The following is a 26110-nucleotide window of genomic DNA, read 5'->3' as shown; positions in this document are numbered from 1 at the left end:
GAGGTAATAAAACAATGAGTGAATCGAAAATCCAAGGCGGGGGATACAAAGACGTTCCCTCGGGCGTATTCGCGCTGGGCTCAAAACTGCGCCGCGGTGAAATGTCTGGCGATTCTCGCCAGCTGTTTATTGAAGGTGGCCGTGACGCTGACGCTTTCTATCGGCAACGCTGGTCCTATGACAAGGTCGTGCGTTCGACTCACGGGGTGAACTGCACTGGGTCTTGTTCGTGGAAAGTGTATGTAAAAGACGGCATCATCACCTGGGAATCCCAAGCCGTTGATTATCCTTCCACCGGACCGGAACTGCCTGACTATGAACCGCGTGGTTGCCCCCGCGGAGCAGCCTATTCTTGGTATGAGTACTCTCCGACCCGGATTCGTTACCCGCATATTCGCGGAGTCCTGCTGGATTTGTACCGAGAGGAACGAAAATCGGGCAAGGATCCGGTAGAGGCTTGGGGGGCTATCGTCGAGGATCCGCAAAAAGCCAAAGCCTACAAGTCCCAGCGAGGCAAAGGCGGCATGGTGCGAATCGGTTGGGATGAGGCCAATGAAATCATCGCCGCGGCCCACGTCTATACCATCAAGGAATACGGTCCGGACCGGTTAGCCGGGTTCTCGGTGATTCCCGCCATGTCGATGATTTCTTACGCCGCCGGATCGCGGTTTTATGAACTGCTGGGCGGGGTCATGCTGTCTTTCTATGACTGGTACGCTGACCTCCCTCCCGCCTCGCCGCAAGTTTTCGGCGATCAAACCGATGTTCCCGAGTCTGGCGACTGGTTCAACTCGCAATACCTCATCATGTGGGGGTCGAACATTCCCCTGACCCGTACCCCAGACGCTCACTTCATGGCCGAAGCCCGCTATCACGGGCAAAAAGTCGTGGCGATTTCGCCTGATTATGCTGATAACACCAAGTTTGGCGATGAGTGGCTGCGGGTGAACCCCGGCACGGACGGGGCCTTGGCGCAAGCTATGGGTCATGTAATCCTCAGCGAGTTCCACGTTAAACGCCAGGAGCCATTCTTCCTGGATTATATGTCGCGCTACACGGATGCGCCTTTCCTGGTCAAACTGCAGGAAACCGAACACGGAATGGTGCCCGGTAAGTTCCTGACAGCCGCTGATTTGCCTGCTGAACTGGCAGGAGACTTGAAAGATCGGCCCAATCCGGAACATCGCGGACTGGTACTCGACGTGGATGGAACCATCAAAGATCCCGGGGGGACTCTGGCAGACAGGTGGGGTGAATCCAATGGCAAGGGTCATTGGAACTTAGCTCTGGACGGGGTCCAGCCAGCAATTTCGGCGCTCGACCGGCCTGATGCCGCTGGGATTGAAATTGTTTTGCCGCGCTTTGACCTGCCGAGTTCCCAATCCGAAACGGTAGCGCTCGGTGCCGGCTTGGTGAAACGGGGAGTTCCCGCTTTCAAAGTCGGATCGGACTACGTCACGACCGTCTACGATTTGCTGCTGGCTGAATACGGGGTGAAACGCGGTGACCTGCCCGGTCAATGGCCCAGCGGTTACGATGACGGCTCCACTCCCGGAACTCCCGCCTGGCAAGAGGAACACACCGGCGTGCCCATGCACGCAGCCATCCGGATTGCCCGCGAGTTTGCTCAAAATGCCCTTGATTCAAAAGGTAGGTCCATGATTGTGATGGGTGCGGGCACGAACCACTTCTTCCATTCCGACACGATATATCGCACTTTCCTGGCGCTGACCACCATGTGTGCCACGCAAGGGGTGAACGGCGGCGGCTGGGCGCACTATGTCGGTCAAGAAAAGGTCCGCCCGATTGCGGGTTGGCAACAGTACGCTATGGGTCTGGACTGGTCTCGTCCGCCTCGGCAAATGATTTCCACGGGATTCTGGTATCTGTTGACTGACCAGTGGCGTTATGACGGTTCACTGGCTGGACAAGTGGGGTCCCCACTGGCTGACTGGAAAGGCTTGACGAATGCGGACACATTGATTGAAGCCTCCCAACGCGGCTGGATGCCCTCCTTCCCGCAGTTCGATCGCTCCGCTCTGGAAATTGGCCAAGCGGCCCAAGAGGCCGGCATGAAACCCGGTGAATACGTGGTGCAGGAGCTCCAGGCCGACCGTCTGCACTTTGCCTGCACCGACCCAGACGACCCGCGAAACTTTACCCGTGTCCTCGCTAACTGGCGCACGAACCTGATGGGTTCCTCCGCTAAAGGCGCGGAGTACTTCGCGCGTCATATGATTGGAGCCGACAACGCAGTTTCAGCTGACGAACTCGCGCCGGAGCGTCGTCCGAAGCTGATAAAGTGGCGGGACGACCCGGGTATCGGCAAACTTGACCTCATGTTCACGGCCGACTTCCGGAACACTTCTACCACGCTGTATTCAGATATTGTGCTGCCGGCAGCCACCTGGTATGAGAAATACGATATTTCGTCAACCGATATGCATCCCTTCCTGCATTCATTCAATCAAGCGGTAGTGCCGCCGTGGCAGGCTCGCTCTGACTTTGAGGTGTTTCGGGATTTGGCCTATCTAGTGTCGGAAATGGCGCAGCGTCACTTGGGCACCAAGCAAGATGTGGTCATGGCACCGATTGCCCATGACACCCCCGATGAGATGGCTTTGCCGCATGGAATCGTGGAACCCTTGCAAACGCGTGAACTCATCCCCGGCAAAACCTTGCCAAAGTTCGTTCCGGTGGAACGTGACTACACCAAGATTTATGAAAAGTTCACCACGCTCGGCCCTAACGTGGAAAAACTCGGCTTGCCCATCAAGGGCCTTACGTTGAAACCCGACCGGGAAGTCGAAGTGCTGCGGGAGATGAACGGGGTAGCTACCAGCGGGGTGGGGCAAGGGCGTCCGCTCTTGGATACCCCGATTAAGGCGGCCGACGCGGTGATGCAGATGTCAGGCACCACGAACGGACGTATCGCGGTACAGGGCTTTTGCCAATACGAAGCCCAAACCGGCCAAAAGCTGGCGCAACTGGCAATCGGGGACGAAGAAAAACGACTGACGTTTAGAGAAATTACCATTCAGCCCCGCTCGGTCATCACCTCACCGGAATGGTCCGGGTCGGAACACGGCGGGCGGCGCTACTCCGCGTTCGTTATCAACATCGAACATCTCAAGCCTTTCCACACCTTTACCGGGCGAATGCATTACTACCTGGATCACGACTGGATGATTGACATCGGTGAATCCTTGCCGGTGTATCGACCCCCGCTGGACTTGGCGCGGATTTACGGTGACGCCGTAGTGGGTGAACTTTCCAAAGACGACGGCGTGGCCCAAGTTGCGGTGCGTTACCTGACCCCACACAACAAGTGGGCTATCCACTCCCAGTACTACGACAACCTGTATATGTTGACTCTGGGACGGGGTGGACAGACTATCTGGATGTCTCCCGAAGACGCCGCCAAGATTGGGGTCAAGGACAATGACTGGGTCGAGGCCTATAACCGTAACGGTGCCGTGGCGGCGCGAGCGGTGGTGTCTCACCGGATGCCGCCAGGGACGGTGTATATGTATCACGCACAAGAGCGGGTCAGCGGCACACCCATTTCACAAAAGTCGGGTCTGCGCGGAGGTATCCACAACTCACTGACCCGGATTTTGTTGAAACCAACCCATATGGCCGGAGGTCATGCTCAGCTGACCTACGGGTTTAACTACATTGGTCCCACCGGCAATCAACGTGACGAAGTGACGTTGATTCGTCGTCGTACCACGGAGGTGAAGTTCTGATGAAGGTACTAGCCCAAATCGCAATGGTGATGAATCTCGATAAATGCATCGGGTGTCATACCTGTTCGGTCACCTGCAAACAAGCGTGGACGAACCGGGAAGGCACGGAATACGTGTGGTTCAACAACGTAGAGACCAAGCCCGGCGTGGGATACCCGAAAGAATGGGAGAACCAAGGAAAGTATCGCGGCGGCTGGAAGCTCACGCCTTCCGGTAAGCTCCGCCTTCGCACCGGCGGTCGGGTACACGAATTGACCAAGATTTTCGCCAACCCGCAGATGCCCACCCTCGACGACTATTACGAACCTTGGACCTACGAGTATGAGAAACTGCTCGCGGCCCCGAAAGGCTCGAAATATTTGCCGAGTGCGCGTCCGGTGAAACAAATCACCGGTGAGCAGATTAATCAGCCGACTTGGGGCCCGAACTGGGACGACGATTTAGCCGGCTCGCTGGAAACTTTGCCCCAGGACCCCATCTTGGAACAAATGACAGTGCAGGTTAAGGCCCAGATTCAAGATGCTTTCATGTTTTATCTGCCCCGGATTTGCGAACATTGCCTGAACCCGGCCTGTGTCTCGGCTTGTCCTGGAACCGCGATGTACAAGCGTACCGAGGACGGGATCGTGCTGGTTGACCAAGATAAATGTCGCGGCTGGCGGATGTGCGTGTCGGCTTGTCCGTACAAGAAAGTCTATTTCAACCACCTCACCGGTAAAGCTGAGAAATGCACCCTTTGCTACCCTCGCTTGGAGGCGGGGGAGCCCACGGTTTGTTCCGAAACCTGTGTCGGGCGGCTGCGCTACTTGGGTGTCTTGCTCTACGATGCGGATCGAGTTGGCGAGGCCGCCGCGGTCCGAGACCCCCAGGATCTGTACCGTTCCCAGCGTAGCCTGCTGTTGGATCCTTTTGACCCAGAGGTGCGGGCCGCTGCGGAAGCAAACGGGGTGCCGCATTCCTGGATTCAGGCAGCTCAAGAATCGCCGGTATATAAGCTCATTTCAGAATATGAGGTGGCCCTGCCGCTCCACCCGGAATATCGCACTTTACCGATGGTTTGGTACATTCCTCCGCTATCCCCAGTGGTGGATGCGGTGACGGCTGCGGGTGCCGACGGTGAGGACGCCAAAGTATTGATGACCTCCATCGCGACCATGCGGATTCCCCTGGAATATCTGGCTGGACTATTTACGGCAGGGGACACCGTGCCGGTTGAAAAATCACTGCGCCGCCTGGCGGCCATGCGCAGCTATATGCGTGGACGCCACCTCGGGGAAGAACCCGATTCCACGGGAGCACAGGCCGTGGGCATGACCGGGGAACAAATGGAGGAAATGTACCGGCTCCTGGCTATTGCCAAGTACGATGACCGTTTTGTGGTGCCTACCGCCGGAGCGGAAACCCCGCGAGGCTTGCGCGAATTGGGCTGCTCCCTGGACGTACTGGGCGGGCCTGGTCGGGGTGGTGAGGGCATCCCTGCCTTCAGCAAAACCGGCTCCACCAAGACATTCGTCCCACTGGAGGTTCATAAATGAGCCAGGTGCAGTCGGGCCTGCCACCACGGGAGGCTCTGAATTCAACGGAGGCGGGACGGTCGCGGACCGCCCAGATGATAGCCTCTGTCCTGCTGGACTATCCGAGTGAGGACTACCATAATCAGCTGTCCATTATTCGGTTGGAGCTGGACAACGTGGAACCGGAAGTTGCGGATGAATTTCAAGCCTTTCTGGATTGGGCAGACTCGCACAATCTGCGCGAAATCGAAGATTTGTATGTGCGAACGTTTGACCAGAAACGCAAATGCAATCTGTACCTTTCCTACTACTCCACCGGGGACACCCGGATGCGCGGCTCCGCTATTTTGGCTTTTCAACAGGCCTTTGAGGCGATGGGCTGGAAAGTCTGTGGGGGAGAACTGCCGGATTATTTGCCAGCTGTGCTGGAGTTAGCCGCCCGCAGTGGCGATGAGCTTGCTGAGCATCTGATCAATATCCACCGTGACGGTCTGGAAGTGCTGCGGGCAGCCTTGGAATCCGTGCAAAGTCCCTGGTCCTCTGTCGTTGCGGGGCTGATTTTGACGCTAGACCCGCTGGACGAAAAGGCAAAAGCAGCGTTCCGTAAACTTATCTTGCAAGGCCCGCCCGCCGAGATGGTCGGCGTGCAGTCACAACCGTTCTTTTTGGCACCAAAACAGGAGGCACGCTGATGAATCCCTTTGAGCTTTTCTTGTGGGCAGGGTTCCCGTATCTAGCATTGGGCTTGCTGATAGTAGGCCTGATTTGGCGTTACCGCTACGACAAGTTTGGGTGGACCTCACGTTCCTCCCAGATTCACGAGTCGACTTTGTTGCGGTGGGCTTCGCCGCTGTTCCACTTCGGAATCTTGTTCGTTGGGGCGGGACACGTGATGGGGTTGCTTATCCCCAAGTCTTGGACCACGGCCACGGGGGTTTCCGAGCACGGATATCACCTGATGGCAACCATCGGCGGCATGACAGCGGGGGTGGTCGCGGTCGTTGGCCTGCTGGGCTTGCTCTATCGGCGTGTGGTCAATAAATCAGTACGTTTCGCCACCACGAAGAACGATATCTTCATGTATGTTCTGCTGTGCCTCCCGATTGGCCTGGGTTTCTGGGCAACTTTGCAAAATCAGGTGCTGGGCGGGGCGAATGGTTACGACTACCGGGAAACCATCAGCCCCTGGTTGCGCTCAATCCTGACTTTCCAACCCCAGCCGGAGCTGCTTGCGGAGGTACCTGGCTCTTTCAAAATGCACATTATCGCCGGACTTCTGCTGTTCGCGATTTGGCCGTTCACCAGGCTGGTTCACGTAGTTTCCGCTCCGGTTATGTACCCAACGCGTCCCTACGTGGTCTATCGTTCCCGCACGGAAGGGATACGCGGAGCAAAGACCCCGCGCGGCTGGAAACCCGTGACGACTCGCCCGCAACCGCGAGATTCACACTCTTACGGGGCTTAACTTTAGCTATCCGCTCACCCTGCTGTTGAGGTCAGCAGGGAGGGTCAATAGAGCCGTTGCGTCGTGACTTCATCAGCGGGGCGGAGGCCCGTCCGACTGCGAGCTTCTCGTTGAGCGGGTCAGGTTTCGCTCCGGCACGGACGCGGCGTCCGCCTCGGTTGGTGCCATCTTTGACCATGGGTTGCCTCCCACCGTAGAATCGTCATGGTTTCGGTGCTGAAGTCCATGGGAGGTGTGAGTGGTTGAGTCTTTCAAACTATTCCTTCATACCTACGTGTACTGGGTAGGTTTCATCCTTGGCTTCGCGATAATGCCTGGTTCTTTACTCTCCACTGCTGGAGTCGCCCCGGTGAATCTCCCATTGTGGCTTGCACCTCTCGCGGGACTGCTGCTTCTTGTCATTGATCGGCCATCAACATGGAAGCCGCCGCTCCGACGAGCATTACTGATCCGAGTATTGGGTGCAGGAGTTGCGACCATCGTGCTAGTCGCTTTTGATGCAGTTGCTTCCACCCACTACGGTTCCCAACATTGGGGTGAGACACTCATATCTCTCGGTCTCGGCTGGATTGCCTTTACGGTAGTGGCAGGACACATGCTCATGAGTAGCTCCGCCCGATTTGGCACACCTGCTCACACAATCAGGGACGCGATCCGTACCTACACGACATGGATTGGAATCTGCTTCGGGATTTTCTATATCCCCGCCACGGGGCTCTCCGCAGCTGGCACTCTTTGGATGGTTCTTCCACTTTTCGGAACGTTTCTCACCGGCCCGGTTCTTTTAATTTTTGACCCGCCACGACGATGGCCGCAACCGCGAGTCAGGGCACTGTGGATACGACTCTTGTCAAGCGGGGCAGCAGCATTACTACTTGTTGTCACGAACTCGTTCTATCGCAGTACTCGCACACACGAGATTTTCGTCGGGGACTGGCAGGAAAACCTGATCTTCTTCGTGGGTGCTTGGGCACTTTATGCCGCAGCGGCCGGGGTCACGTATCTTATGCGCGGCCCCAGCCACGAAGCATATGACAACCTCAGTAAATGAATTCAGCTAGAGCTTGACATGCTGCCTTCGTGGTTTCTTCGCTAGGCTCAACGCCCGAGTAGCCGTATGCTCCATTGGAACCGTCTGTGAGAAGGCCAACGTATCTGTCATCCAATGGGCCATCAATTTCTGCAAAGAACTTGTCCTCTGCGGTTCCTCCGTCGCTTGCACCAACACTCTCAGAGATCGCCTTGAATCGCTGCAGTAGCGAAACTGGATTGTTGTAGTAGCTCCTCAACGTTCGGGACAGAAGGTTGAGGTCGTCGGCTCCCGAGCCTTTCAGCATCGCAGCCAGTTTGATCGCATCCCCGTCGCTACACAGGTCGGAGTAGTTGCAGTTGTTCGGTAGATCATTGGGGATGGTCAAACCTTGAAATCCGCTGTGATTCTTATAGTTATCCCCTTGGCCAACAAGAGCCCTTGCTATTGCAATAATGTTTGAGCCGGGATTCAGGTCAACAACCTTTTGAATCGGACCGAGCGCTGAAGCTAAGTCACCTGCCCATCCCGTCCACTTATCAGGAACGAGCGGGTTGAGGTTGATGTAGCCCAGGGTGGTCACGCTCATATGCGGGATATCTACTGCACCACCTGCGGGGTCTGTCCATTCTTGTCGATCGGAGCGAATCCACTTATTCAAGGCAGAGATTATCTGGGACGCTTGAGTGTCATCTTCCAGCCTTTTCGCGTCCGCCTCCCGATATGCTTCAGCTGCCGCGGACCACTTTGCGCTTCCCTTGAGGTAGACCGTTGATAGGTAGTTGAGGACACATCGCCAAGTCGGAACTTTGACCCAAGTAACGTAGCTGCCGGATGTGATCGAATCCTCTCCGAAAGCGTAGTCCTTATAGACCACGCGCAATTCCTCGAACCGGCTCTCAAGCGCTTCGATCAGATCGAGAAAATCTAGAGCGTCGTAATTCACTGGCTGCGCGGGGCGCAACGACGAATCGGCTGACATGCGACCCGAATATGCCACGCGGTCAAGATCCCATTTCCCCCGATATCCACTGATTTCGTGGAACTGATCAAATACCCAGTTGTCGGGGATGGGAAAACCGAGATTACCTGAGAATCCGGTAGACATGTCAGAAACGAATGATGCTACCGCGTATCCAGCCTGAGCTATCCGGGTGCAGATGTTTCGTGAGGCGTAGATACCCACTCGGTAGCCGCCGCCGAGGCTTTGCGTTACTGCCTTGAAGTAGGGCAGGATGTGGCTGGTCACCTGAGGATCCGTGGCATCGTAGTCAACGGCGAAGTAGATCACTGTAGGTGGAACACCAAGTCGTTGGGCAGCGGTTTGGGCCTCTTTCGCATGACGGTGCCCATTTTCGACTAACTATGGACACAATCAGACTGGAGTGAGAATATGGGGTTGGCCTGCAGAAAAACCATACCATGGCACAACTCCTTACTACTGTGACGGGAATACCAGGAAGTGGGGTTTTGGTCTAGCGACATGGTAATGCCCTGCGGTATGACCGGTGGGGCAAGTGGAGGTCCTTGGCTACGAACAAGAATCAATGCGAATCTGTGATACGTTTACGGTGTAACATCTCGCCGAACAACTTCAGGGGATAAGTTGCTTATTTCTACACCTTTCGATAACGCGGTAAAGGATCTTTTTCGAGGTATCAAATGAGCCTGACAAGGAGGCGTTGGTTGCCTATATCGGTCGCAATAATTATCGTCTGTCTTGTGATTGGGGTAGTTATTCTTGCTTTGCATTCACGGCAAGCTACTCCAGTGCAGGACTCTCCAACATCAACGCAAGCACCTGTAGGTGATAGTAATTACTGGAACAAAGAGCGAATAGAGTCAGCTACTCCTGCTCCCATGCCATCGCCGTAAAACAGCGTTATTTCACAGTAACGTTTCCCCAGTTCAAGCTCGCTCACTTTATCTTTTATGCGCATACTGAGGCGGGGCTTTCCCCAGCGTCCGTCCAGGCGCACGTGTACTGCGTGATTATCGGGTTTTCCTACACGGAGCGGAAAGTGAAATACGTGTGGGATTATGCGCCGGGAGAGAACGCCTTGTCTGGCGCCGCCGCCGGGAACACCGCGTCTCGGAGCTTGGTGGGGTCCTGCTCTGTTTCTCTAAGCAACGAAGTTGCTAAGAGAAACTACGAGCACCCACAGGCTCCTTCGCCGGGTGCCCTCCCGCCGGCGCAGCGTACCAGGCGGGGAGGCGTCGGGGTGCGACGTGTGGTGAGTCGCTTGAACGGATACCTCGCGGATGCGCCGGATGTGTTCTAGGAGCGCCAGATGAAGCCGCTGTGTGACGTGCCGGAAATGTCAAAGGGATTTCAGCCCACTGATAATGGATTTCTGCTGCTGTCACCCGAAGAGCGCGCGGTGCTGCTAGCGGTCGAGCCTGGCGTCGCGCGCTGGGTGCGGAAGTTTTCCATGGGAGCGGAGTTCATCAGGGGCGAGGATCGTTACTGTTTGTGGTTGGAGGGTATTACTCCTAACGAGCTAGCTGAGCTGCCAACCGTGCGTAAACGGGTGGAGCAGGTGCGTCTCATGCGCTTGGCATCATCGAAAGCTGCAACCCGTAAGAAAGCTGAGACCCCGTGGCTCTTTGATGAGATTCGCTACCGGGGAGAAGGCACCTATATCGGGGTGCCGCATGTATCTTCAGAGCGCCGCGATTATATTCCGATGGGCTTTGTCGCGGACGGTATGATTCCCGGTGACAAGTTGTATTTCGTGCCGACCGATTCGCGCTATGTTTTCGGGGTTTTAGTCTTGCGGGCGCATAATGCCTGGATGCGCGTGGTTGCCGGCAGGCTAAAAAGCGATTACAGCTACGGCAACACGACGGTGTATAACAATCTGGTGTGGCCAGACGCTGCCACCGCCGAGCGCGAGCGTATAGAGCAAAGTGCGCAGGGGATTTTGGAGGCACGCTCACTCTATCCAGATGCTTCCCTCGCCACGCTCTATGACCCCGACCTGATGCCAGCGGAGCTGCGGGCGGCACACCGCGAAAACGACCGCGCGGTCGAGGCAGCCTACGGCCTGCCGACCGATAGTGATGAAGCAACCATCGTCTCACACCTCTTCTCTCTCTATGCCGCCAAAACCCGCTAACCTTGGATGTATGCCTGACTAAGTTCAACAGGCTGGGGTACGCACGCATGAGGAGAGAATTTAAGTCTCTTTGATATACCTTTACGTAAAAAGGGTTGTTTTTTACCTAGAATGGTACGATAATTGACTCATGATAGCGGGGGTTTCTTCTGGGAATGGCGTAGGTGATGCTGGAATAATGCCAGTTCGCGCCTGTAAGGATGCGCTTTCTGTTTCCCCGGTTGCCTCGAGATTTACTGAGCCGATAGCAGATTCTGTGAACATCAGTCATACTGCGGTAATACAAAACGACATGATAAACGGACTAAAATACTGGGCGTCACGCTGGAAAGTTGAATTTGACCCTAATAATTTGGACGCTACGATACAGGCTTTAAAAGGGAATGGTACTTTTACTGAAGACGATATTAAAGTTATTGCCGTGGCATATGGCTTTGCTCAAAGAGCTGGATATGCAGCTCATCAAGCAGAGCGTTTTCGAGTGGATTTGAGTTCGTTCAGAGACCGCGGACCTAACACTTGGGTAGCGGGTAACGAACACCCAACACCGGAAACGGTTAATTTCGATGCTAAAGTGCTTGGATCCAAAGCTTTTGAGACTACATTGATTCCCAAAGATTTCCTCATAAATGGATTTGATACACAATCAACAATTTTTGAGGGCGAGCAGGCCAAGTTTACAGCGGAACTTATGCGGCACCTCTCAGCGAGCCCTGATCAAGAATTAGATGGTACCTATGCTAGAGCTATGATAGTCCTTAGACCGCACCAACAGTGGGTGTTTAATAACTTCAAAAAAGACATGATTCGAATTTGGGGTCAAAATTAGAAAGGATATAAATTGAAGAAAGCATTTTTCTGCGCCTTTTTGTTTGCATTCACGATGATGGGTCTTGTACCTGCAGCATCTGGAAGTATAAATTTGAATAATTATGCAGAATTTGCAAGACCCTCTGTAATATATTCAGCGAATGACGAGGGCATTGCAAATCTCGCGCATTTAACTTATGAGCCGCTCCCAGAAAATAAAATTACGCATATTACGTATCAATTCGCCAAATATAATGATGTTCCTGCCGAAAATCAAACGAATAGGATATGTTATAGATACAATTATGGACTAAATGAAAAATGCGTAGACTTTTACAACGCCACACAAGGTGTGTCGTATGCCTTTTCTGGCTTAACAAATCGTGGCAACTTTGAATTCCGACACAAAGTTACAGGTGCTCAATATCCTGTCGGCTCTTCTATGAATGATTATGTGATAGTATTTTGGTAACATTTTATATTTATTTTTGTTGATTAAAGGTATCAGTGAGATTACGACTCGTCTGGTGTTTCCTATCAACACAGTTCCAAAATAAGTGCCGAGAAATTATGATTTATAACGAACTTGAAAAAACAACGATATTTCCACTTCGTGCCTATGTTCACCGGCATCCGGATCACATCTATCAAATGTCCTTTTTAGATGGGGAATGCGTTGAATGTGTTTGGACTGCAGATTACGAGTCTAGTAATGAGGAGGAATTCGGTATTAGTCCAGAGGACGAGGACTATTGCCAATTTAATGCTTCAGGTTTTAAAATCACTAATGTAATTATTCCAGGCAAATGGACACAATATGGATATATCAACCTCGGCTTCTGGTGTTTCCCCATCAAAATTATAGATACAAGTGATAACACCATTGTCTATCTGTCAGACTCTGGATTTAGTGACTTAGAGAATTGATACCGTATAAATCCGATACCCAGGCTAGAGCTTCAACTACACATGCTACCCTTACTAATCTAATCAAAAACTTTAGAATTGTTAATTTACTTTAGACCACAGCAGATGTATAAATTCGCAGATTACCTGGTCTCTCCAGTAAGTGTCTTCACTTCTCGGACAGGATAACCAGTGAAGCGAGGGTCTTGCATTGTTTTCTGCGAAGCCATATTTCCATTTGTTCCAGTACCCAACCGCTGCGTGCTTTTCTGGGGCGACTCGAGGTTTGAGCGCACACGGAAACAACTTCCCCAAATGTAGGCGTCTAGTCTCCGCGCGGGAAACTCAACAGGTTCTTCAAATACCCCGTGACCTTGGACAAGTCAGCGTGTCCTGCGGAGGAGTTCGTTTCCAGATTGGGTTGGGACACCCCCGCGTAGATATCCGCAATGGCGTCGGCGCATTTTTCCATCACGACCTGACGGCGCACCTTCATGGAAGGTGTCAGCATCCCGTTCGCCTCGGTGAAATCGAAAGGCAGAATGCGAAACTCGCGGATAGACTCCGCCCGCGAAACCCCGGCGTTGGCTTTTGCGATGGCGCGGGCAATGGAGGCGTGCACCGCCGGGTGGCGTGCCGCAGCCGTCACATCCATCGGGGGCAGGCCCTTCTTCTTCAGCCAGCTCGGCAGCATTTCCCCGTCGAGCGTCACCAAGGCGCCAACGAAGGGCTTGCCTTCTCCCACCACCATAATCTGAGAAATCAGGGGGTGGGATTGCAGCGGCTCCTCCAAGGTTGCCGGGGCAACGTTCTTGCCCCCGGCCGTGATCAGAATTTCCTTGGCTCTGCCGGTAATCTTCAGCAGCCCTTCGGGGTTCATCTGCCCCAAATCCCCCGAGTGCAGCCAGCCTTCCGCGTCGAACGCTCCGTCGTTGGTCTCGGGCTTGAGATATCCGGGGCTGATGGTCGGACCTTTCATCAGGATTTCTCCCTCCGGGGTGACGCGTATCCGCGCGCTGCACACCGGCGGTCCCACGGTGCCAATGCGATGCAGTTGCAGGGTGTTCACGGTGACAGCGGCGCAGGATTCCGTCATGCCGTAGCCTTCCAGCACGTCGATGCCGACTCCGCGATAGAAATGTCCCAGGCGTTCGCCCAGAGCACCCCCACCGGAAACCACGAACTCGCATCTGCCGCCCAAGAGTCCCATGAGTTTGCGGTAAACGAGCTGCTCGTAAACGGCATGACGGGCACGCAGGGCGCGTGTGGGACCCTCGGAGGTGTCCAGGGCACGAGAATACTCAATCGCCGTGTTCACAGCGCGATTGAAGATAATGTGCTTCGGTTTGGAACGGCTGGCTTGGTTTTGCGCCGAGTTGTAGATTTTCTCCAACACTCGGGGCACCACCAGCAGGTAGGTTGGCCGAAAAGATGCGATATCGGGCAGCAGGTTCTTGATGTTCGGGGAGTGGCCAATCACGCCGGAACCGCTAATCATAAAGATTTCAAGCAACCTGGCGTAAACGTGAGCCAGAGGCAGGAACAGCAGCAGCCGAGCGCGCGGATCCTTTGAAAAATCCGGCATCCAATCCATGTTGAACCACACCAGGGAGGTGAAGTTTCCGTGCGTCAGCAGGGTGCCTTTCGGATCTCCAGAGGTTCCGGAGGTGTAGATAATGGTGGCAATCGTGTCCATATTCAGGCGTTTACGCGCCTCATCCACTTCCACCTGCGCGACACTGCGGCCCGCCTCGTGCAAAGCCGCTATCGCCCCAAGGTCCAGGGACAGCACCTTCACCTCGCGATTTACCTTATCTGCGGCGGCGGAGATAGCCTCAGCCAGGCGCGCGTCCTCCGCGAAGGCAATCTTGATTTCCGCCTGGCTCAGGACCGTTCCAATCTGGGCGATGGAGGAAGTCTCGTACAGCGGCACATTCACCGCGCCCAAGCTCCAGCACGCGTAATCCAGCAGCGTCCACTCGTAAGATGTGTGCGCCATCAGCGCCATGCGATCCCCTGCTTGCAATCCCAGCGCCAGCAAGCCGCGCGCCACCGAATCCACCTCGTCAAGAAATCCGCGTGCCGTGATCTTTTGCCACTCGCGGCCCAGGCCTGCCTTTCGCTCGATGATGGTGCCGTCCGGGTCGCGCTTTACCCTGTTGAGCAGCATCCTCACAATATTCCACGAGTGGGGTATGTTGCCGGGCGCGGGGTTGAAGGCCTCTATCGTGCCATCCGGAAGGGTCTTGACCTCTATGGGCGAGACGTATTCTTCGGTCATTGGGGGGAGATCCTTCCTCGATAAATTCTGCGGAACAAGAACGCTACCGGACCTACTTTGTAGGTTTTTTGGGTTTCGCCGGTTTTGCCGGGGGCTCACCCAGCTCGGCGACGCTGACCTGCGGGGATTCGACCTCGCCGGCGACGAACTCCAGCTTGCCCTCCACGTGGTTAGCGGCCACCAAGTCGGCGCGAGCCGCCTCGGCACACGCCACATCGGGCTCGGGGAAAGTCACGGTGGCGTGCAAGAACGGGGTGCGCTGGGACACTTTGGCATCCGACTTGACCTTACGGAGGGCCGACAGTGCCCCGCCGGCCGCCCGCAGCACTTGGGGATTACCGCTCACGCTATCCAAACCGTCGGTGCTGGGCCAAGCCGCCCGATGCACCGACCCGGTGCGATACCAGGACCACACTTCCTCGGTGGTGAAAGGCAAGAATGGCGCCAGCAGACGCACCACGTTATCAATCGCCAGCGCCAGGGTCGTGCGCGCGGAGGCGACCGCGGCACTATCGGCCGCCGGATCCTTGCCGTAAGCGCGGTCCTTGACCAGCTCCAAGTAATCATCACACAGCGTCCAGAAGAAGCTCTCGGTCACTTCCAGGGCGCGGGCATGGTTCATTTCCTCGAAAGCCTTGGTCGCGGAGGTAATGACTTCCGCTAGGGTGGCAATCAAAGACCGGTCTACCTCGACCGTTACCAGCGCCGGATCCAAGACCAGGTCGGCGTCTCCGCCCATCGAGAGCGCGAACTTCGACGCGTTCAACAGTTTGATAGCCAAACGCCGCCCGACCTTCATTTCGCCCTCGTCAAAGGCCGCGTCCGTCCCCAACCGGGCCGAGGCCGCCCAGTAGCGCACCGCGTCGGAAGAATGCTTTTCCAGCAGTCCCATCGGGGTCACCACGTTGCCTTTGGACTTCGACATCTTTTTGTGGTCAGGATCCAAAATCCAGCCCGAAATCGCGGCCTGGCGCCACGGCAGGGCGTCAAACTCCAGGTGGGACCGCACCACGGTCGAGAACAGCCAAGTACGGATAATGTCTTGACCTTGGGGACGCAAGTCCATCGGGAAAGTCGCCGCAAACAGCTTTTCGTCCCGCCCAAAACCCGAATAAATTTCGGGAGTCAGGCTGGAGGTCGCCCAGGTGTCCATAATGTCGACTTCCGCCACGAAACCGCCCGGCACGCCACGCTGAGCTTCATCGAACCCGGCGGGGGTGTCCGTGGTCGGATCGATAGGCAGCACGTCCTCGCTGGGCAAAATCGGGTGGTCAAAGTCCGTTTCACCGGAGTCCTTGACCGGATACCACAGGGGCAGCGGCACCCCGAAGAAACGCTGGCGGGAAATGAGCCAGTCGGTGTTCAAACCGTTGACCCAGTTTTCGTAGCGAACCCGCATAAAGTCAGGCACAAAGTCCAGTTCACGCCCGCGCGCCAACAGTTCCTCGCGCAAATCCGTGCCTCCCGCGGTGCGGGCATAAGGCTGGCCGCCGTTGCGGATGTACCACTGGCGCGAAGTCACGATTTCCAGGGGCTTGTCGCCCTTTTCGTAAAAGTTCGTCATACGCTGGGTCGGTTTCGGATCTCCCAGCATTTCTCCGGATTCCCGCAACGCCTCGACGATAGCTTTCCGGGCGGAGAACGCCGTTTTCCCAGCGGTTTCCTGGTACAGCGCCCGACCGCGCTCAGAAGTAATCCAATCCGGCACGTCAGGAATAATCCGACCGTCCTTGCGCAGGATAACCCGGGTCGGCAGCTGCAAATCCCGCCACCAATCCACGTCCACCAGGTCGCCGAAAGTACAGCACATAGCGATACCCGAACCCTTGTCTATCTCGGCCTCGGGGTGAGCCAACACGGGAACCCGCACGTCAAACCCTGGTGACGTGACATAGGTACCGAACATATCGGCGTAACGTTCATCGTCGGGGTGGGCAATCAGCGCGCAGCACGCCCCCAGCAGTTCCGGACGGGTCGTCTCGATAACGATGTCGCCTTTGCCGTCCTCGCGGTGGAACGCGAAAGAATGGTAGGAGCCGGGATAGTCGCGCGCCTCCAACTCGGCTTGCGCCACCGCGGTCTGGAACGTGACGTCCCACAGACCCGGCGCTTCGGCAGCGTACACCTCGCCGCGAGCAAAGTTACGCAGGAAAAACGTCTGCGCCACCTTTTGCGCAGGCTTACCGATAGTCTGCATCGTGTAGGACCAGTCGATAGACAGACCCAGCGTCCGCCAGAGTTCCTCGAACTGTTTTTCGTCTTGAGCGGTCAAGCGTTCGCACAGCTCCACGAAGTTTTTGCGGCTAATCGGCACCTGGTCAGCGTTCTTGATGGACTTGCCTTCCCCGCCCTCATACGGCGGAGTGAAATCGGGCACGTAAGGGAGGGACGGGTCGCAACGCACCCCGAAATAGTTTTGCACCCGGCGCTCGGTGGGCAGACCGTTGTCGTCCCACCCCATCGGGTAAAACACGTTCTTGCCGCGCATCCGCTGGTAGCGCGCCACCAAATCCGTGTGGGTATAGGAAAACACGTGACCGACGTGCAGCGAACCAGACACGGTGGGCGGCGGGGTATCGATAGAGTAAACGGCTTCCCGGGTAGTGTCGGGGTCAAAAGCGTAGGTCTGTGCGTCCGCCCACACCTTGCGCCATTTGTCCTCAATCCCGTCCAGGGTCGTCTTTGCCGGTACGCTCGGAGCTTTCAGTCTCTCGGTCATCGTTTTCCTTTTATCGTTGTGATTTACCTGCAATAGTCTACCCGCTCGCGTTCCCGCTACCCTAACGGGTTCGGTGGGGCGGGGGTTATTTCTGGGTCGCTTTGGCGTCCCCGGCCATGGCGCCCTCAACCATGTGTACTACGGCTCGCGAGAATCCCGCGTCCTCGCCCGCCAGCAAACCGGCGATGGTGGAGCCGCCGGGGGAGCACACCCGATCGACCAGCTGTCCGGGGTGAGCGCCCTTTTCCAAACCGTCTTGCAGCATGAGGGCGGAGCCCAGCAGCATCTGGGTCGCGGACTCGATGGCCGCAGTCTTCGTCAGGCCCGCAGCCACGCCGGCTTTTGCCAAGGCTTCCACGTAGGTATAAGTCCAGGCGGGGGCACAACCGGCAATGGCGGTAAACGCGGAGAACAGGGATTCTTCCAGCTCGACCGTGCGGCCCACCGCGTTGAACAGTCCCAGGGCGTACTGCTTTTGTTCCGGGGTTACCGCCGCGTTCGCGCACAAGGCCGACATGGCGGCGTTGACCTGGGCGTTCAGGTTTGGCATGACCCGCACAATGGGGGTATCCGGGGACAACCAGCCCTCCAGATGGTCCAGCCCGACCCCTCCGGCGATAGAAATGACCAGCTTTCCTCCCAGTTCCGGGGCAATTTCGGTGAGGACTGCGCCGATGTGTTTCGGTTTCACGGCGACGACTACCGCGTCAACCGACCCGACCAGTTCCCGGTTAGAAGCCACCTGCTGGGCTCCGAACTCTTTGGTCAGCGGATGTTCCCCCGGGGTCACCCCGAAATCAGAAAAACTCAGGTCACCGGCTTTGACGAAGTCGTGCTTCAGGGCTCCCGCCGCGATTGCCGAACCCATGGCACCCATTCCAATAAAACCGAGTTTCATGTTGCCTCTTTTCCTGATTTGCGCGGTTTTCCCTGGCGTTCAGAGCAAACCGCCGGAGTTGTTTTCCTATAGGCTAAGTCTATAGCGTGGCTCTGCAGCCAAAAATTTTGGAAAGGTGACCAAAAGATGAGCATCACACCCGGACCCGTAAAGCCGTCCTCACACCCTCTTGACCCCCAAAGTTTCGGAATTACAGTTCCCGAAACGCGACCGGCCCGCCAGCCGGGACGAGTGCTGGTGACCGGGGCTTCTACCGGCATCGGCTGGGAAACCGTGAAACAGATGTGTGCCTGCGGTTGGGAGGTGTTGGCGACCGCCCGGCGCGCCGATAGGCTGGCCGCACTGGCTTATGAGACGGGCTGCGCGGCTTTTGCCGCTGACCTGACCGTTCCTGAGCACGTCCAGGCGCTGTTTGAGTGGGCGACCGCCGAGGGACAGGTCGTGGACGCGGTGGTCAACAATGCCGGGGGAGCGCGCGGCACCGACACCGTGATGGAGGCGAAGCTGGAGCGGTGGAAAACCATGTATAGCATCAACGTTTTGTCCTCCCTGCAGGTCACCCAGGCTTTCCTGTCGCAAATGTTGGCTCACGGGGGTGGGGATTTGGTGTTCGTCACCTCGACTGCCGGTCACGAGACGTATCCGGGCGGGGCGGGTTATACCGCCGCCAAGCACGCCGAGGCGATGTTGCCCGAGACGTTGCGCCTGGAGTTGGTGGGTAAACCGATTCGGATTATCGAGATTATGCCCGGATTGGTGCAAACCCCGGAATTTTCCCTGGCCCGCCTAGAGGACAAGGCTGCGGCGGAGGGCGTTTATGCCGGGGTAGATTATCCGCTGGTGGGGGCCGATGTCGCCCAAGCTATTGTGTGGACCTTGAACTTGCCGGCGCACGTGAATATCGACCAGCTGAAAATCAAGCCGGTGGAACAAGCCACCAGCACCATCAAAGTCCGCTTGGACAATCCGGCCCGGTGACCCATGGCGCGGATTGTAGTTATAGGCGCAGGTTGGCGTGCCGACAGCGAGCGTAGCGAGTGTGTGTCGGCGCGTGGTGGTGTGGAGCCGGTGAAAAAACGTTGCGGGGCAACGTTTTCGGCGGAACTCCTGAAGAAAAAAGGATACTAAGATGGCGCGGATTGTTGTTATAGGCGCCGGAATGGCTGGCCACTCGACAGCCCTCGGCTTAAAACATCGCCTGAAAGACGACCACGATGTCATCGTTATCAGCCCCGGCTCGGCTTGGACTAATCCCGACGTTATGGCCCAGATTGCCTCTGGCCTGCAGTCGGTGCAGCGCCAAACCGTTCCGCTCGGTCCGCTCTATCGGCGTAAAGGAATTATTTTTCACCAGGGAGTGGCCACCGCGGTTTACCCCAAGGGCTACCGGGACGACCCGCGTCCCCAGGTTCAGATGACTTTTACCGGCTCACATCTGGAGGGGGAAGTCGCGCGGGTGCCTTACGATTACCTGGTCATCGCCACCGGGCACGACATTGATCGGGTCGCGGGCATTCCCGCGGAAGCGACCACGGTGCCGACCTGTGTCCTGGACCGCCTGGACAGCGCCATCGCGGGGGAGGCAGAACTGCGCAGACTGCTGTTTGAACTGCAGGATTCCCCGGTGGACGACAAGCCGAAAGTCATCGCCATCGGTCGGTCCGCCCGCGGCATGGGTGGTTTTTACGGGGCGCTGGAATATGCCTTGTGCGTGGACGAGGTGCTGCGGGCCGCTTTCCTGCGCTCCCGGGTGGAACTGCACTTTTTCGACGCGGGACGACCGTGGATGTACGGCCACACCGACGACCCGAAGATGGAAGAGGACATGCAGACCGCCCTTGTGCATCTCATCGATCGGCACCGCCTGATTCTGCACAAAGATATGCGCCTGGCCTCGATCAATGGGCGCAGAGTCAGGTTTGTTCCGGTACACGGCGAGGGCCAGCCCGAAGAAATGGAATGCGATTTGGTGGCGGTGGAAGCGGCGCGGGTTCTCACTCCCTTGGCGGTGCATGACGCGAACGGAGCGGATTTGCGCGAGGACTTGTACGATGGCTGGGGGCGGCTGCGGGTGGACGCGAAAACCCAGCAAAACGGCTCCGGCCAAGTGGTGACAGTCTTGCCGCGCACTTTCCGCAATCCCACGTATCGCAATATTTTTGGGATTGGTTCGGCAATTGCGATGGACACGCGTGAACTCACCGCGGATAGCGATTCTGTCCCGGCACCCGTCCCGATGCAGACTCGTGACATGGCTCACTTGATGAGCCGCCAGGTCACCGATTTGATTATCGAAGAACTGAGCGGACAGAAAAACAAGGTTTTGCCCGAAACCTTGGAAGAGATTGAATCAGTGTTGAGTTTGTGTTGGGATTACGGGCTGATTTCCTCGCGGGGTTTCTATGCCGAGCTTACCTACCCAAAGAAAGGCAAAGACGCCGCGCAGCAGGTGCTGCGGGTACGTCACGGTTTGGGACCCTATTGGGCAGTGCGGATGGAGCGCTTCTTGGAACGCTACCGTGCCAAAGGCCGCGCCCTGTGGTGGATGCTGCCCACGTAAGAGCCTATTCGGAATCTTCGTCAGGTTCCGGCACCGCGTTGGGGAGCTGCTCGGCCAGATGCTCAAAGAAATCCTCGCTGGATTCCAAGGCGCAGCGTACCTGTTCGTCCAGCTGCGCGTCCGTCAAGCCGGTACGCCAGCTGATGGGCAGTTCCGTATGCACGTAGACTTCGCGGTCTTCGGTCACTCTCGCGTAGGCTTTCGGCCAGTAATAGTCTGTGTTCCAGCGGTTACAAATCGAGTTAATCAGGATGAAATCATCCAGTTCCGGTTCTCCGCGCCAAGTGCCGCGCACGCAGAGGATAGTGTCCTTTTCCCCGGTTACCTGGAAGTAATAGATGCCGTTTTGCCAGGCCCCGCCCACATCACCGTCGTGGTTGACCTGGTAACTCCAGTTGTGGCCTTCCAAGACTTTCTTAACTCGGTCACGAGTTAGGTTGGGCAGCCTATTGACGGAAAAAGGCGCGTTGTCGAATGGCAACTCGAAAGGATTATCGAAAAAATCCCCGCTGTCCTCACTCATGACCCGTTTCCTCCCGACTGGTGGTAGGTTTCATTTTAGCCGATTTCACCAGGCCCTGCCGCGGAATTTCTCTGGCGGTGAAAGCGCGACTTCCCGCTGGAAGTGGCGGGTTGTTGCCGGATGAGTCGCCCACAGTAGGATGGGATGGTGCAGGAAAAACCCCCGGAACTGGCTTTCACGTGGCGCGGAAAACACGAAGTGGTGTTGCCCGAAACTCGATCCTACGTCCCAGCCGAACGCTACCGCGAAATGCTCGGGGGCAAAGTGGCGACATCGCAGAGCGAAAACCGCCTCTATGTCGGGGAAAACTTGCAGGTCATGGGCGGATTGCTGCCCCAATACGAGGGCAGCGTCGACTGTATCTATATCGATCCGCCGTTTAACTCCGGGGCTGACTATGTGCAACAGATTCGCACGCACCACCGCGGTGCCTCGAAACGCACTATTGCCGTGAAACAGTACGGCGACCGCTGGCAAACCGCTGATTACCTGCAACATCTGTACGAGAGGCTGACGGTGCTACGACGATTTTTGTCGCCAACGGGAACTATTTTTGTGCACTGCGATTGGCATTCCTCCGCCGCTTTGCGCCTGGTTATGGACGAGGTATTTGGGGCAAGTAACCTGGTCAACGAGATTGTGTGGGCTTACGCTTCGGGCGGGGGGTCGAGGCGGGCTTTCGGCCACAAACACGACACCATCCTGTTTTACGCCCGGGACCGGCGCCGCCACTATTTCGACCCCGATGCGGTGCGGGTGGCGTATAACGCGGCCATTGCCCCGAAACGCCGCGAAATGTTTAACCCGCGGGGCATGGTCGCCCCCGATGTTTGGCAGATTTCCCGGCCGCCGAATCATTCCGAAACCTGGGTGGGGTATCCGACTCAAAAACCGGTGGAAGTCATGCAACGCGCCATAGCCGCGGCGTGCCCGCCGGGGGGCCTGGTGATGGACTGCTTTGCCGGATCCGGCTCCACTTTGGTGGCGGCAGCCCAGCTGGGGCGGCATTTCCTGGGGATAGAGCGCAATAGTTTGGGGGTGCATCTGGCGCGGCGGCGCCTGGTGCAGGACGGGGTCGACTTTGAGGTGTGGCGAGATTCCGCGTCCTGGGGAGCCAACCAAATCGTGCCGGGCTTGGAGTTATTGGGCCGAGAGATCGAAACCCGCGTTGCGAAGTTGGGTGCCACCGGGGCGAAATGTGCCGCCGGGGACGATACGACCAGCAAATCCGACAAACCGGACTGGACGGAGCTGGTGGATTGGGTGGCCCTAGACCCGGATTTTGCCGGTTTTTCCGCCGGAGTTTTCACACCTCAATCCGTGGTGGCACCGTCACGAGACACGGTCGTTGATTTTGCCACCCTTGGGGACAGACCTCGCGGGGTGGGACTGGTGGCAGATGTGACCGGGCAAGATTACTTCGTTAGGCTGGACGCATGAGCAAACAGAACAAAACTGGTCAGGGTGCTGGGCCGGAGGAAAACCCCGGTCTAGAACCGGAAACTCCGCAGGTAGCACCCTGGGACGGGTGGTTCGGCAAGAGTTCAAACCGCAACCAGCGCGGACGCAACCTAGCTCTGGTGGCGTTCGCTGTGGTGGCTGTGACCGGTTTGGGCACCCAGTTCGTCGGGGACGACGGCTGGTTGTTCGGGCTCATCGGCGGTGACCAGACTCATTCCGCCAGTCAATCCGGGAACGCCGGGCAACAGACTCGTGACGCCGCTGCTGGAAAAACTGCGGGGAGCCGCGCTAGTGACGTGTTGGGCACTTTGGAAGTGCGCGACAAAGACCCTTTCCGGGGCTTTGACCGTGAGCAGCTGTTCGGCAAGGGGTGGTTGGACCTCGACGGTGACAATTGCAATACGCGTAACGAAGTGTTGGCTCGCGACCTAGAGGACGTCCAATATCGAGCGGCTACGAACACCACTCCCGCGCACTGCGTGGTGCAAAGCGGGGTTTTGCACGATAAATACACCGGAGAGACCGTTGATTTTAAGCGGTCACAGGAAACCTCTGACGCGGTTCAGATTGACCACGTGGTGGCGTTGGGTAACGTGTGGCGTACTGGCGGCCAGCAGCTCAGCCAGCGGCAACGGGAAGCCATCGCCAACGACCCGCTGAACTTGGAAGCGGTGAAAGGCCAGGCCAATCAGGATAAACAATCCCAGGATGCGTCCGAATGGCTGCCGCCCGCACGCGATTACCGCTGTGCTTACGTGGCGCGTCAGATTGCGGTGAAAGCGAAATACGGGCTGTGGGTGACCCCGGCAGAGAAACAGGCCATGATGGGGGTGCTGAAAGGGTGTCCGGAAGAGCCAATTCCATAGGTATCAAAATGAAATCGGTGATTATAGGGGGAGAATAGCCGGGTAGCTGCCAATAATGGCAGCTACCGCCCAAATCTCCCCTTATATTTACGGTTTATCAAAACCTAACGCGGATAAACCGTAATCTGAGTGGCTTTAACCTCGGCAAAAATGGGCGAACCGGGAGCCAGCTGCAGGGCGCTGACGGCTTGCGGGGTCAGGACGGCTTGGATGCTTTGCCCCCCGTCCAGCTCCAAACTGATCCACTGCACCGCACCGCGCGGTGTGATGTCCGTGACGCGGGCCTGCCAGGTGTTGCGTGGAGAGCCGGAAACAGCCGTTACGAACAGGGCCACAGACTGGGGAGCAAAAGCGGTGAGAGCTGGGGTTTGGGGGCCGGGATGATGCTGGCCTTGCCACAATCCCGTCAGTTTCACCCCGCCGGCATCAACTGTGGCGACTTCGCCGGATTCCTCAATGACCCCGGCCAACAGGTTCACGCCGGACAGTTTTTCCAGAAACTTCGTGGCAGGCTGGCCCAGCATTTCCACCACCGTGCCTTCCCCAATCAAATGGCCGTTCTCGATGGCGACCACATGGTCGGCCAACATCCACACGTCGAGCGGGTCGTGGGTCACAAAAATTACTGTCGGCCGCGGCTCTTGACGCAGCCGTTTCGACAACACTTCCCGCAGTTTGGCGGCAGTTTCGACGTCAAGGGCGGAAAATGGTTCGTCCAACAGCACGACTTGCGGGTGCGTCGCTAGGGCTCGAGCCAACGCCACGCGCTGCGACTGCCCGCCGGACAGCGCCGTAGCGGGGCGATCCGCCAGTTCCAAAGCGCCTACCGCCGCTAACTCCTGGCGCGCGATACGCCGAGCCTCCGCCCGTGACCGATGCCGGGCTCGCGGCCCAAACGCCACGTTTTCCAACACGCTCAAGTGTGGAAACAGCAGGGGCTTTTGGGTCAGCATCGCGACTGGACGCTGATGGGGCGGCAGGAACCGGGTGGCATCGGCAAACACCGTTTCCCCGCTGCGAACCTCTCCTGAATCGGGGGCCAGCAGCCCGGAAATCATCCCCAGAATCGTAGACTTCCCGGCCCCGTTCGGTCCGACGATAGCGGTAATCAGTCCCGCCGGAAAAGCGCACTGCACCGTGACGTCACGTTCCTTGATGCCCGCCTTCACCAGGACTTCGCTCCCAGCCGCGGTGGTGGCGGTGGGGAATTCCGCGGGGTGTGCCGCGGTTTCAGGACGAGTTTTCATTGCTCGTCACCACTTTCCGGTTGCGTCGTGAGCTGCTTGGTGCGGCGGGTGGTAAAGATGGCCGACAATCCCATCATGGTGGCCGCCAGCAGCACCAGTACTACGGACAGTGCCAAAGCCAGGTCGGAGTCGTCCTCGCGCAACAGATAGATAGCTTGGGGGAGGGTGCGGGTCACCCCTTGCAGCGAGCCTGCGAAAGTCAGGGTGGCCCCGAACTCGCCCAAGGCGCGGGCAAAAGCCATGGTGGCGCCCCCGACTATGGCAGGGCTCAGCAAGGGCAGCGTGACGCGGCGCAACACATAGGTCGGAGACGCCCCCAAAGTCGCCGCAATCCGCTCGTAACCGGAATCAAAAGTGCGCAGCGCTGACTCCAGGGACACCACGTAGTAAGGCATGGCCACGAATGTTTGCCCCAGCACCACGGCTATGGTGGTGAACCCAATCTCGATACCGGCCCAGGACAGGTACTGTCCCACTACGCCGCGGCGCCCCAGCGTAACCAAGAGCGCTAAACCGGCTACGACCGGGGGTAACACCATAGGCAGGACCGCGAAAGTGCGCCACACGTAAGCCCAAAATCCCTCGGTGCGCGAAATCAGCAGCGCCAGGGGCGTCCCCAGAATCAACACCAGCACCAGCGACACCAAGCAGGTGCGCAGGCTCAACAGCAAAGCGTCGCGGGATTCGTCGCGGGTCAGAATTTCCGCCAGCCGGGTCCACGGCACTCGCACCATCAGCCCCACAATAGGCAAAACGACCAACAGCAAGGCTATCCCCGCTGGCAGATACAGCCAGCGGGGAAAGCCGTGGTTACCAGTGTTCAACGCGAACCTTTACTTAGCGGGACTCATGAACCCGTACTTGGCAAAGACCTTTTGCGCCGCAGCGGACAACACGTAGTCCACGAAGGGTTAAGTAACATTTTGTGTGTCTTTATTTCGGGTTTTTCTTTGCGGTGTAAG

General features: G+C 57.1%; 18 protein-coding genes and 3 pseudogenes. 13 read left to right on the top strand and 8 right to left on the bottom strand.

Translation table 11 applies throughout. The features are described from left to right. The first annotated feature begins 14 nt into the window (after positions 1–14). The 4 genes from RQ935_RS08050 to narI are packed head-to-tail and all read left to right on the top strand — an operon-like array spanning position 15 to position 6728. Positions 15–3749 (top strand): nitrate reductase subunit alpha, encoded by a 3735-nt coding sequence (locus tag RQ935_RS08050; RefSeq protein WP_311497923.1) that lies wholly within the window; start codon positions 15–17, stop codon positions 3747–3749. Next, entirely contained in the window at positions 3749–5284 is a 1536-nt protein-coding gene (gene narH, locus RQ935_RS08045) for a nitrate reductase subunit beta (protein WP_311497922.1), read from the top strand. The genes RQ935_RS08050 and narH overlap by 1 nt, the downstream gene beginning before the upstream one ends. Beyond that, complete coding sequence (narJ, locus tag RQ935_RS08040; RefSeq protein WP_311497921.1) at positions 5281–5955, top strand: nitrate reductase molybdenum cofactor assembly chaperone; 675 nt, start codon at positions 5281–5283, stop codon at positions 5953–5955. The genes narH and narJ overlap by 4 nt, the downstream gene beginning before the upstream one ends. Next, a complete protein-coding gene (gene narI / locus RQ935_RS08035) occupies positions 5955–6728 on the top strand; it encodes a respiratory nitrate reductase subunit gamma (RefSeq protein WP_311497920.1) in 774 nt (257 codons plus the stop codon). Before narJ ends, narI begins: the two co-directional genes overlap by 1 nt. Before the next feature lie 91 nt (positions 6729–6819). Here the strand turns inward: narI and RQ935_RS08030 are convergent. Beyond that, positions 6820–6906: pseudogene (locus tag RQ935_RS08030) on the bottom strand (terminase); the annotation flags it as partial. Positions 6907–6966: 60 nt separating this feature from the next. Here RQ935_RS08030 and RQ935_RS08025 point away from each other — a divergent pair. Beyond that, positions 6967–7779, top strand: a complete 813-nt coding sequence (locus RQ935_RS08025; protein ID WP_311497919.1) for a hypothetical protein — start codon at positions 6967–6969, stop codon at positions 7777–7779. Here the strand turns inward: RQ935_RS08025 and RQ935_RS08020 are convergent. Then, positions 7769–9103, bottom strand: a pseudogene (locus RQ935_RS08020) (glycoside hydrolase domain-containing protein); the annotation flags it as partial. The gene RQ935_RS08025 and the pseudogene RQ935_RS08020 overlap by 11 nt on opposite strands. Positions 9104–9719: 616 nt before the next feature. Between RQ935_RS08020 and RQ935_RS08015 the strand changes: the two are divergent. The 4 genes and pseudogenes from RQ935_RS08015 to RQ935_RS08000 form a co-directional block, all read left to right on the top strand. Beyond that, positions 9720–10877: pseudogene (locus tag RQ935_RS08015) on the top strand (type IIL restriction-modification enzyme MmeI); the annotation flags it as partial. Positions 10878–11007: 130 nt separating this feature from the next. Continuing rightward, positions 11008–11706, top strand: coding sequence for a hypothetical protein (locus tag RQ935_RS08010; protein WP_299296045.1), 699 nt, complete (start codon positions 11008–11010; stop codon positions 11704–11706). 12 nt (positions 11707–11718) lie between these two features. Beyond that, positions 11719–12159: a hypothetical protein gene (locus RQ935_RS08005; protein WP_299296047.1), complete on the top strand. Its 441-nt coding sequence runs from the start codon at positions 11719–11721 to the stop codon at positions 12157–12159. 98 nt (positions 12160–12257) lie between these two features. Further along, on the top strand, positions 12258–12614 hold the full coding sequence (locus RQ935_RS08000; protein ID WP_311497917.1) for a hypothetical protein: 357 nt from the start codon (positions 12258–12260) through the stop codon (positions 12612–12614). A 304-nt stretch (positions 12615–12918) separates the two neighbouring features. On the opposite strand, the gene RQ935_RS07995 is transcribed toward RQ935_RS08000, so the two are convergent. The 3 genes from RQ935_RS07995 to proC all read right to left on the bottom strand — a co-directional run bounded on the left by RQ935_RS07995 (position 12919) and on the right by proC (position 18491). Further along, positions 12919–14874, bottom strand: a complete 1956-nt coding sequence (locus RQ935_RS07995) for an AMP-dependent synthetase/ligase (protein WP_311497916.1) — start codon at positions 14872–14874, stop codon at positions 12919–12921. A gap of 52 nt (positions 14875–14926) precedes the next feature. Further along, the gene (valS, locus tag RQ935_RS07990; protein ID WP_311497915.1) at positions 14927–17593 is read right to left on the bottom strand and encodes a valine--tRNA ligase; all 2667 of its coding nucleotides are present in this window, start codon (positions 17591–17593) and stop codon (positions 14927–14929) included. A gap of 85 nt (positions 17594–17678) precedes the next feature. Next, on the bottom strand, positions 17679–18491 hold the full coding sequence (gene proC, locus RQ935_RS07985) for a pyrroline-5-carboxylate reductase (protein ID WP_311497914.1): 813 nt from the start codon (positions 18489–18491) through the stop codon (positions 17679–17681). 126 nt (positions 18492–18617) lie between these two features. On the opposite strand from proC, the gene RQ935_RS07980 reads away from it, so the two are divergent. Beyond that, positions 18618–19469: an SDR family NAD(P)-dependent oxidoreductase gene (locus tag RQ935_RS07980; RefSeq protein ID WP_311497913.1), complete on the top strand. Its 852-nt coding sequence runs from the start codon at positions 18618–18620 to the stop codon at positions 19467–19469. A gap of 151 nt (positions 19470–19620) precedes the next feature. Beyond that, on the top strand, positions 19621–21051 hold the full coding sequence (locus tag RQ935_RS07975; protein ID WP_311497912.1) for an FAD-dependent oxidoreductase: 1431 nt from the start codon (positions 19621–19623) through the stop codon (positions 21049–21051). Positions 21052–21055: 4 nt separating this feature from the next. On the opposite strand, the gene RQ935_RS07970 is transcribed toward RQ935_RS07975, so the two are convergent. Continuing rightward, entirely contained in the window at positions 21056–21574 is a 519-nt protein-coding gene (locus RQ935_RS07970) for a YbjN domain-containing protein (RefSeq protein WP_299296060.1), read from the bottom strand. A 144-nt stretch (positions 21575–21718) separates the two neighbouring features. Between RQ935_RS07970 and RQ935_RS07965 the strand changes: the two genes are divergently transcribed. Further along, positions 21719–23014: a site-specific DNA-methyltransferase gene (locus RQ935_RS07965; protein WP_311497911.1), complete on the top strand. Its 1296-nt coding sequence runs from the start codon at positions 21719–21721 to the stop codon at positions 23012–23014. Then, positions 23011–23901: an HNH endonuclease family protein gene (locus tag RQ935_RS07960; RefSeq protein WP_311497910.1), complete on the top strand. Its 891-nt coding sequence runs from the start codon at positions 23011–23013 to the stop codon at positions 23899–23901. Before RQ935_RS07965 ends, RQ935_RS07960 begins: the two co-directional genes overlap by 4 nt. Positions 23902–24005: 104 nt before the next feature. Here the strand turns inward: RQ935_RS07960 and RQ935_RS07955 are convergent, their stop codons facing one another. Next, a complete protein-coding gene (locus RQ935_RS07955) occupies positions 24006–25148 on the bottom strand; it encodes a TOBE-like domain-containing protein (RefSeq protein WP_311497909.1) in 1143 nt (380 codons plus the stop codon). Continuing rightward, entirely contained in the window at positions 25145–25972 is an 828-nt protein-coding gene (locus RQ935_RS07950; RefSeq protein WP_311497908.1) for an ABC transporter permease, read from the bottom strand. Before RQ935_RS07950 ends, RQ935_RS07955 begins: the two co-directional genes overlap by 4 nt. Between the last annotated feature and the right edge of the window lie 138 nt (positions 25973–26110).

This window comes from uncultured Mobiluncus sp. (genome assembly GCF_963511525.1).
GTDB lineage: Bacteria > Actinomycetota > Actinomycetes > Actinomycetales > Actinomycetaceae > Mobiluncus.
The sequence above is the reverse complement of the archived record's forward strand: the minus strand, read 5'-3'. Positions and strand labels throughout refer to the sequence as shown.

What these genes read in the sequence shown, in the direction of transcription:
- RQ935_RS08050 (WP_311497923.1), top strand. Translation starts at nt 15, where the DNA reads ATGAGTGAATCGAAAATCCAAGGCGGGGGATACAAAGACGTTCCCTCG.
- narH (WP_311497922.1), top strand. Translation starts at nt 3,749, where the DNA reads ATGAAGGTACTAGCCCAAATCGCAATGGTGATGAATCTCGATAAATGC.
- narJ (WP_311497921.1), top strand. Translation starts at nt 5,281, where the DNA reads ATGAGCCAGGTGCAGTCGGGCCTGCCACCACGGGAGGCTCTGAATTCA.
- narI (WP_311497920.1), top strand. Translation starts at nt 5,955, where the DNA reads ATGAATCCCTTTGAGCTTTTCTTGTGGGCAGGGTTCCCGTATCTAGCA.
- RQ935_RS08010 (WP_299296045.1), top strand. Translation starts at nt 11,008, where the DNA reads ATGATAGCGGGGGTTTCTTCTGGGAATGGCGTAGGTGATGCTGGAATA.
- RQ935_RS08000 (WP_311497917.1), top strand. Translation starts at nt 12,258, where the DNA reads ATGATTTATAACGAACTTGAAAAAACAACGATATTTCCACTTCGTGCC.
- RQ935_RS07995 (WP_311497916.1), bottom strand. Translation starts at nt 14,874, where the DNA reads ATGACCGAAGAATACGTCTCGCCCATAGAGGTCAAGACCCTTCCGGAT.
- valS (WP_311497915.1), bottom strand. Translation starts at nt 17,593, where the DNA reads ATGACCGAGAGACTGAAAGCTCCGAGCGTACCGGCAAAGACGACCCTG.
- proC (WP_311497914.1), bottom strand. Translation starts at nt 18,491, where the DNA reads ATGAAACTCGGTTTTATTGGAATGGGTGCCATGGGTTCGGCAATCGCG.
- RQ935_RS07980 (WP_311497913.1), top strand. Translation starts at nt 18,618, where the DNA reads ATGAGCATCACACCCGGACCCGTAAAGCCGTCCTCACACCCTCTTGAC.
- RQ935_RS07975 (WP_311497912.1), top strand. Translation starts at nt 19,621, where the DNA reads ATGGCGCGGATTGTTGTTATAGGCGCCGGAATGGCTGGCCACTCGACA.
- RQ935_RS07970 (WP_299296060.1), bottom strand. Translation starts at nt 21,574, where the DNA reads ATGAGTGAGGACAGCGGGGATTTTTTCGATAATCCTTTCGAGTTGCCA.
- RQ935_RS07965 (WP_311497911.1), top strand. Translation starts at nt 21,719, where the DNA reads ATGGTGCAGGAAAAACCCCCGGAACTGGCTTTCACGTGGCGCGGAAAA.
- RQ935_RS07960 (WP_311497910.1), top strand. Translation starts at nt 23,011, where the DNA reads ATGAGCAAACAGAACAAAACTGGTCAGGGTGCTGGGCCGGAGGAAAAC.
- RQ935_RS07955 (WP_311497909.1), bottom strand. Translation starts at nt 25,148, where the DNA reads ATGAAAACTCGTCCTGAAACCGCGGCACACCCCGCGGAATTCCCCACC.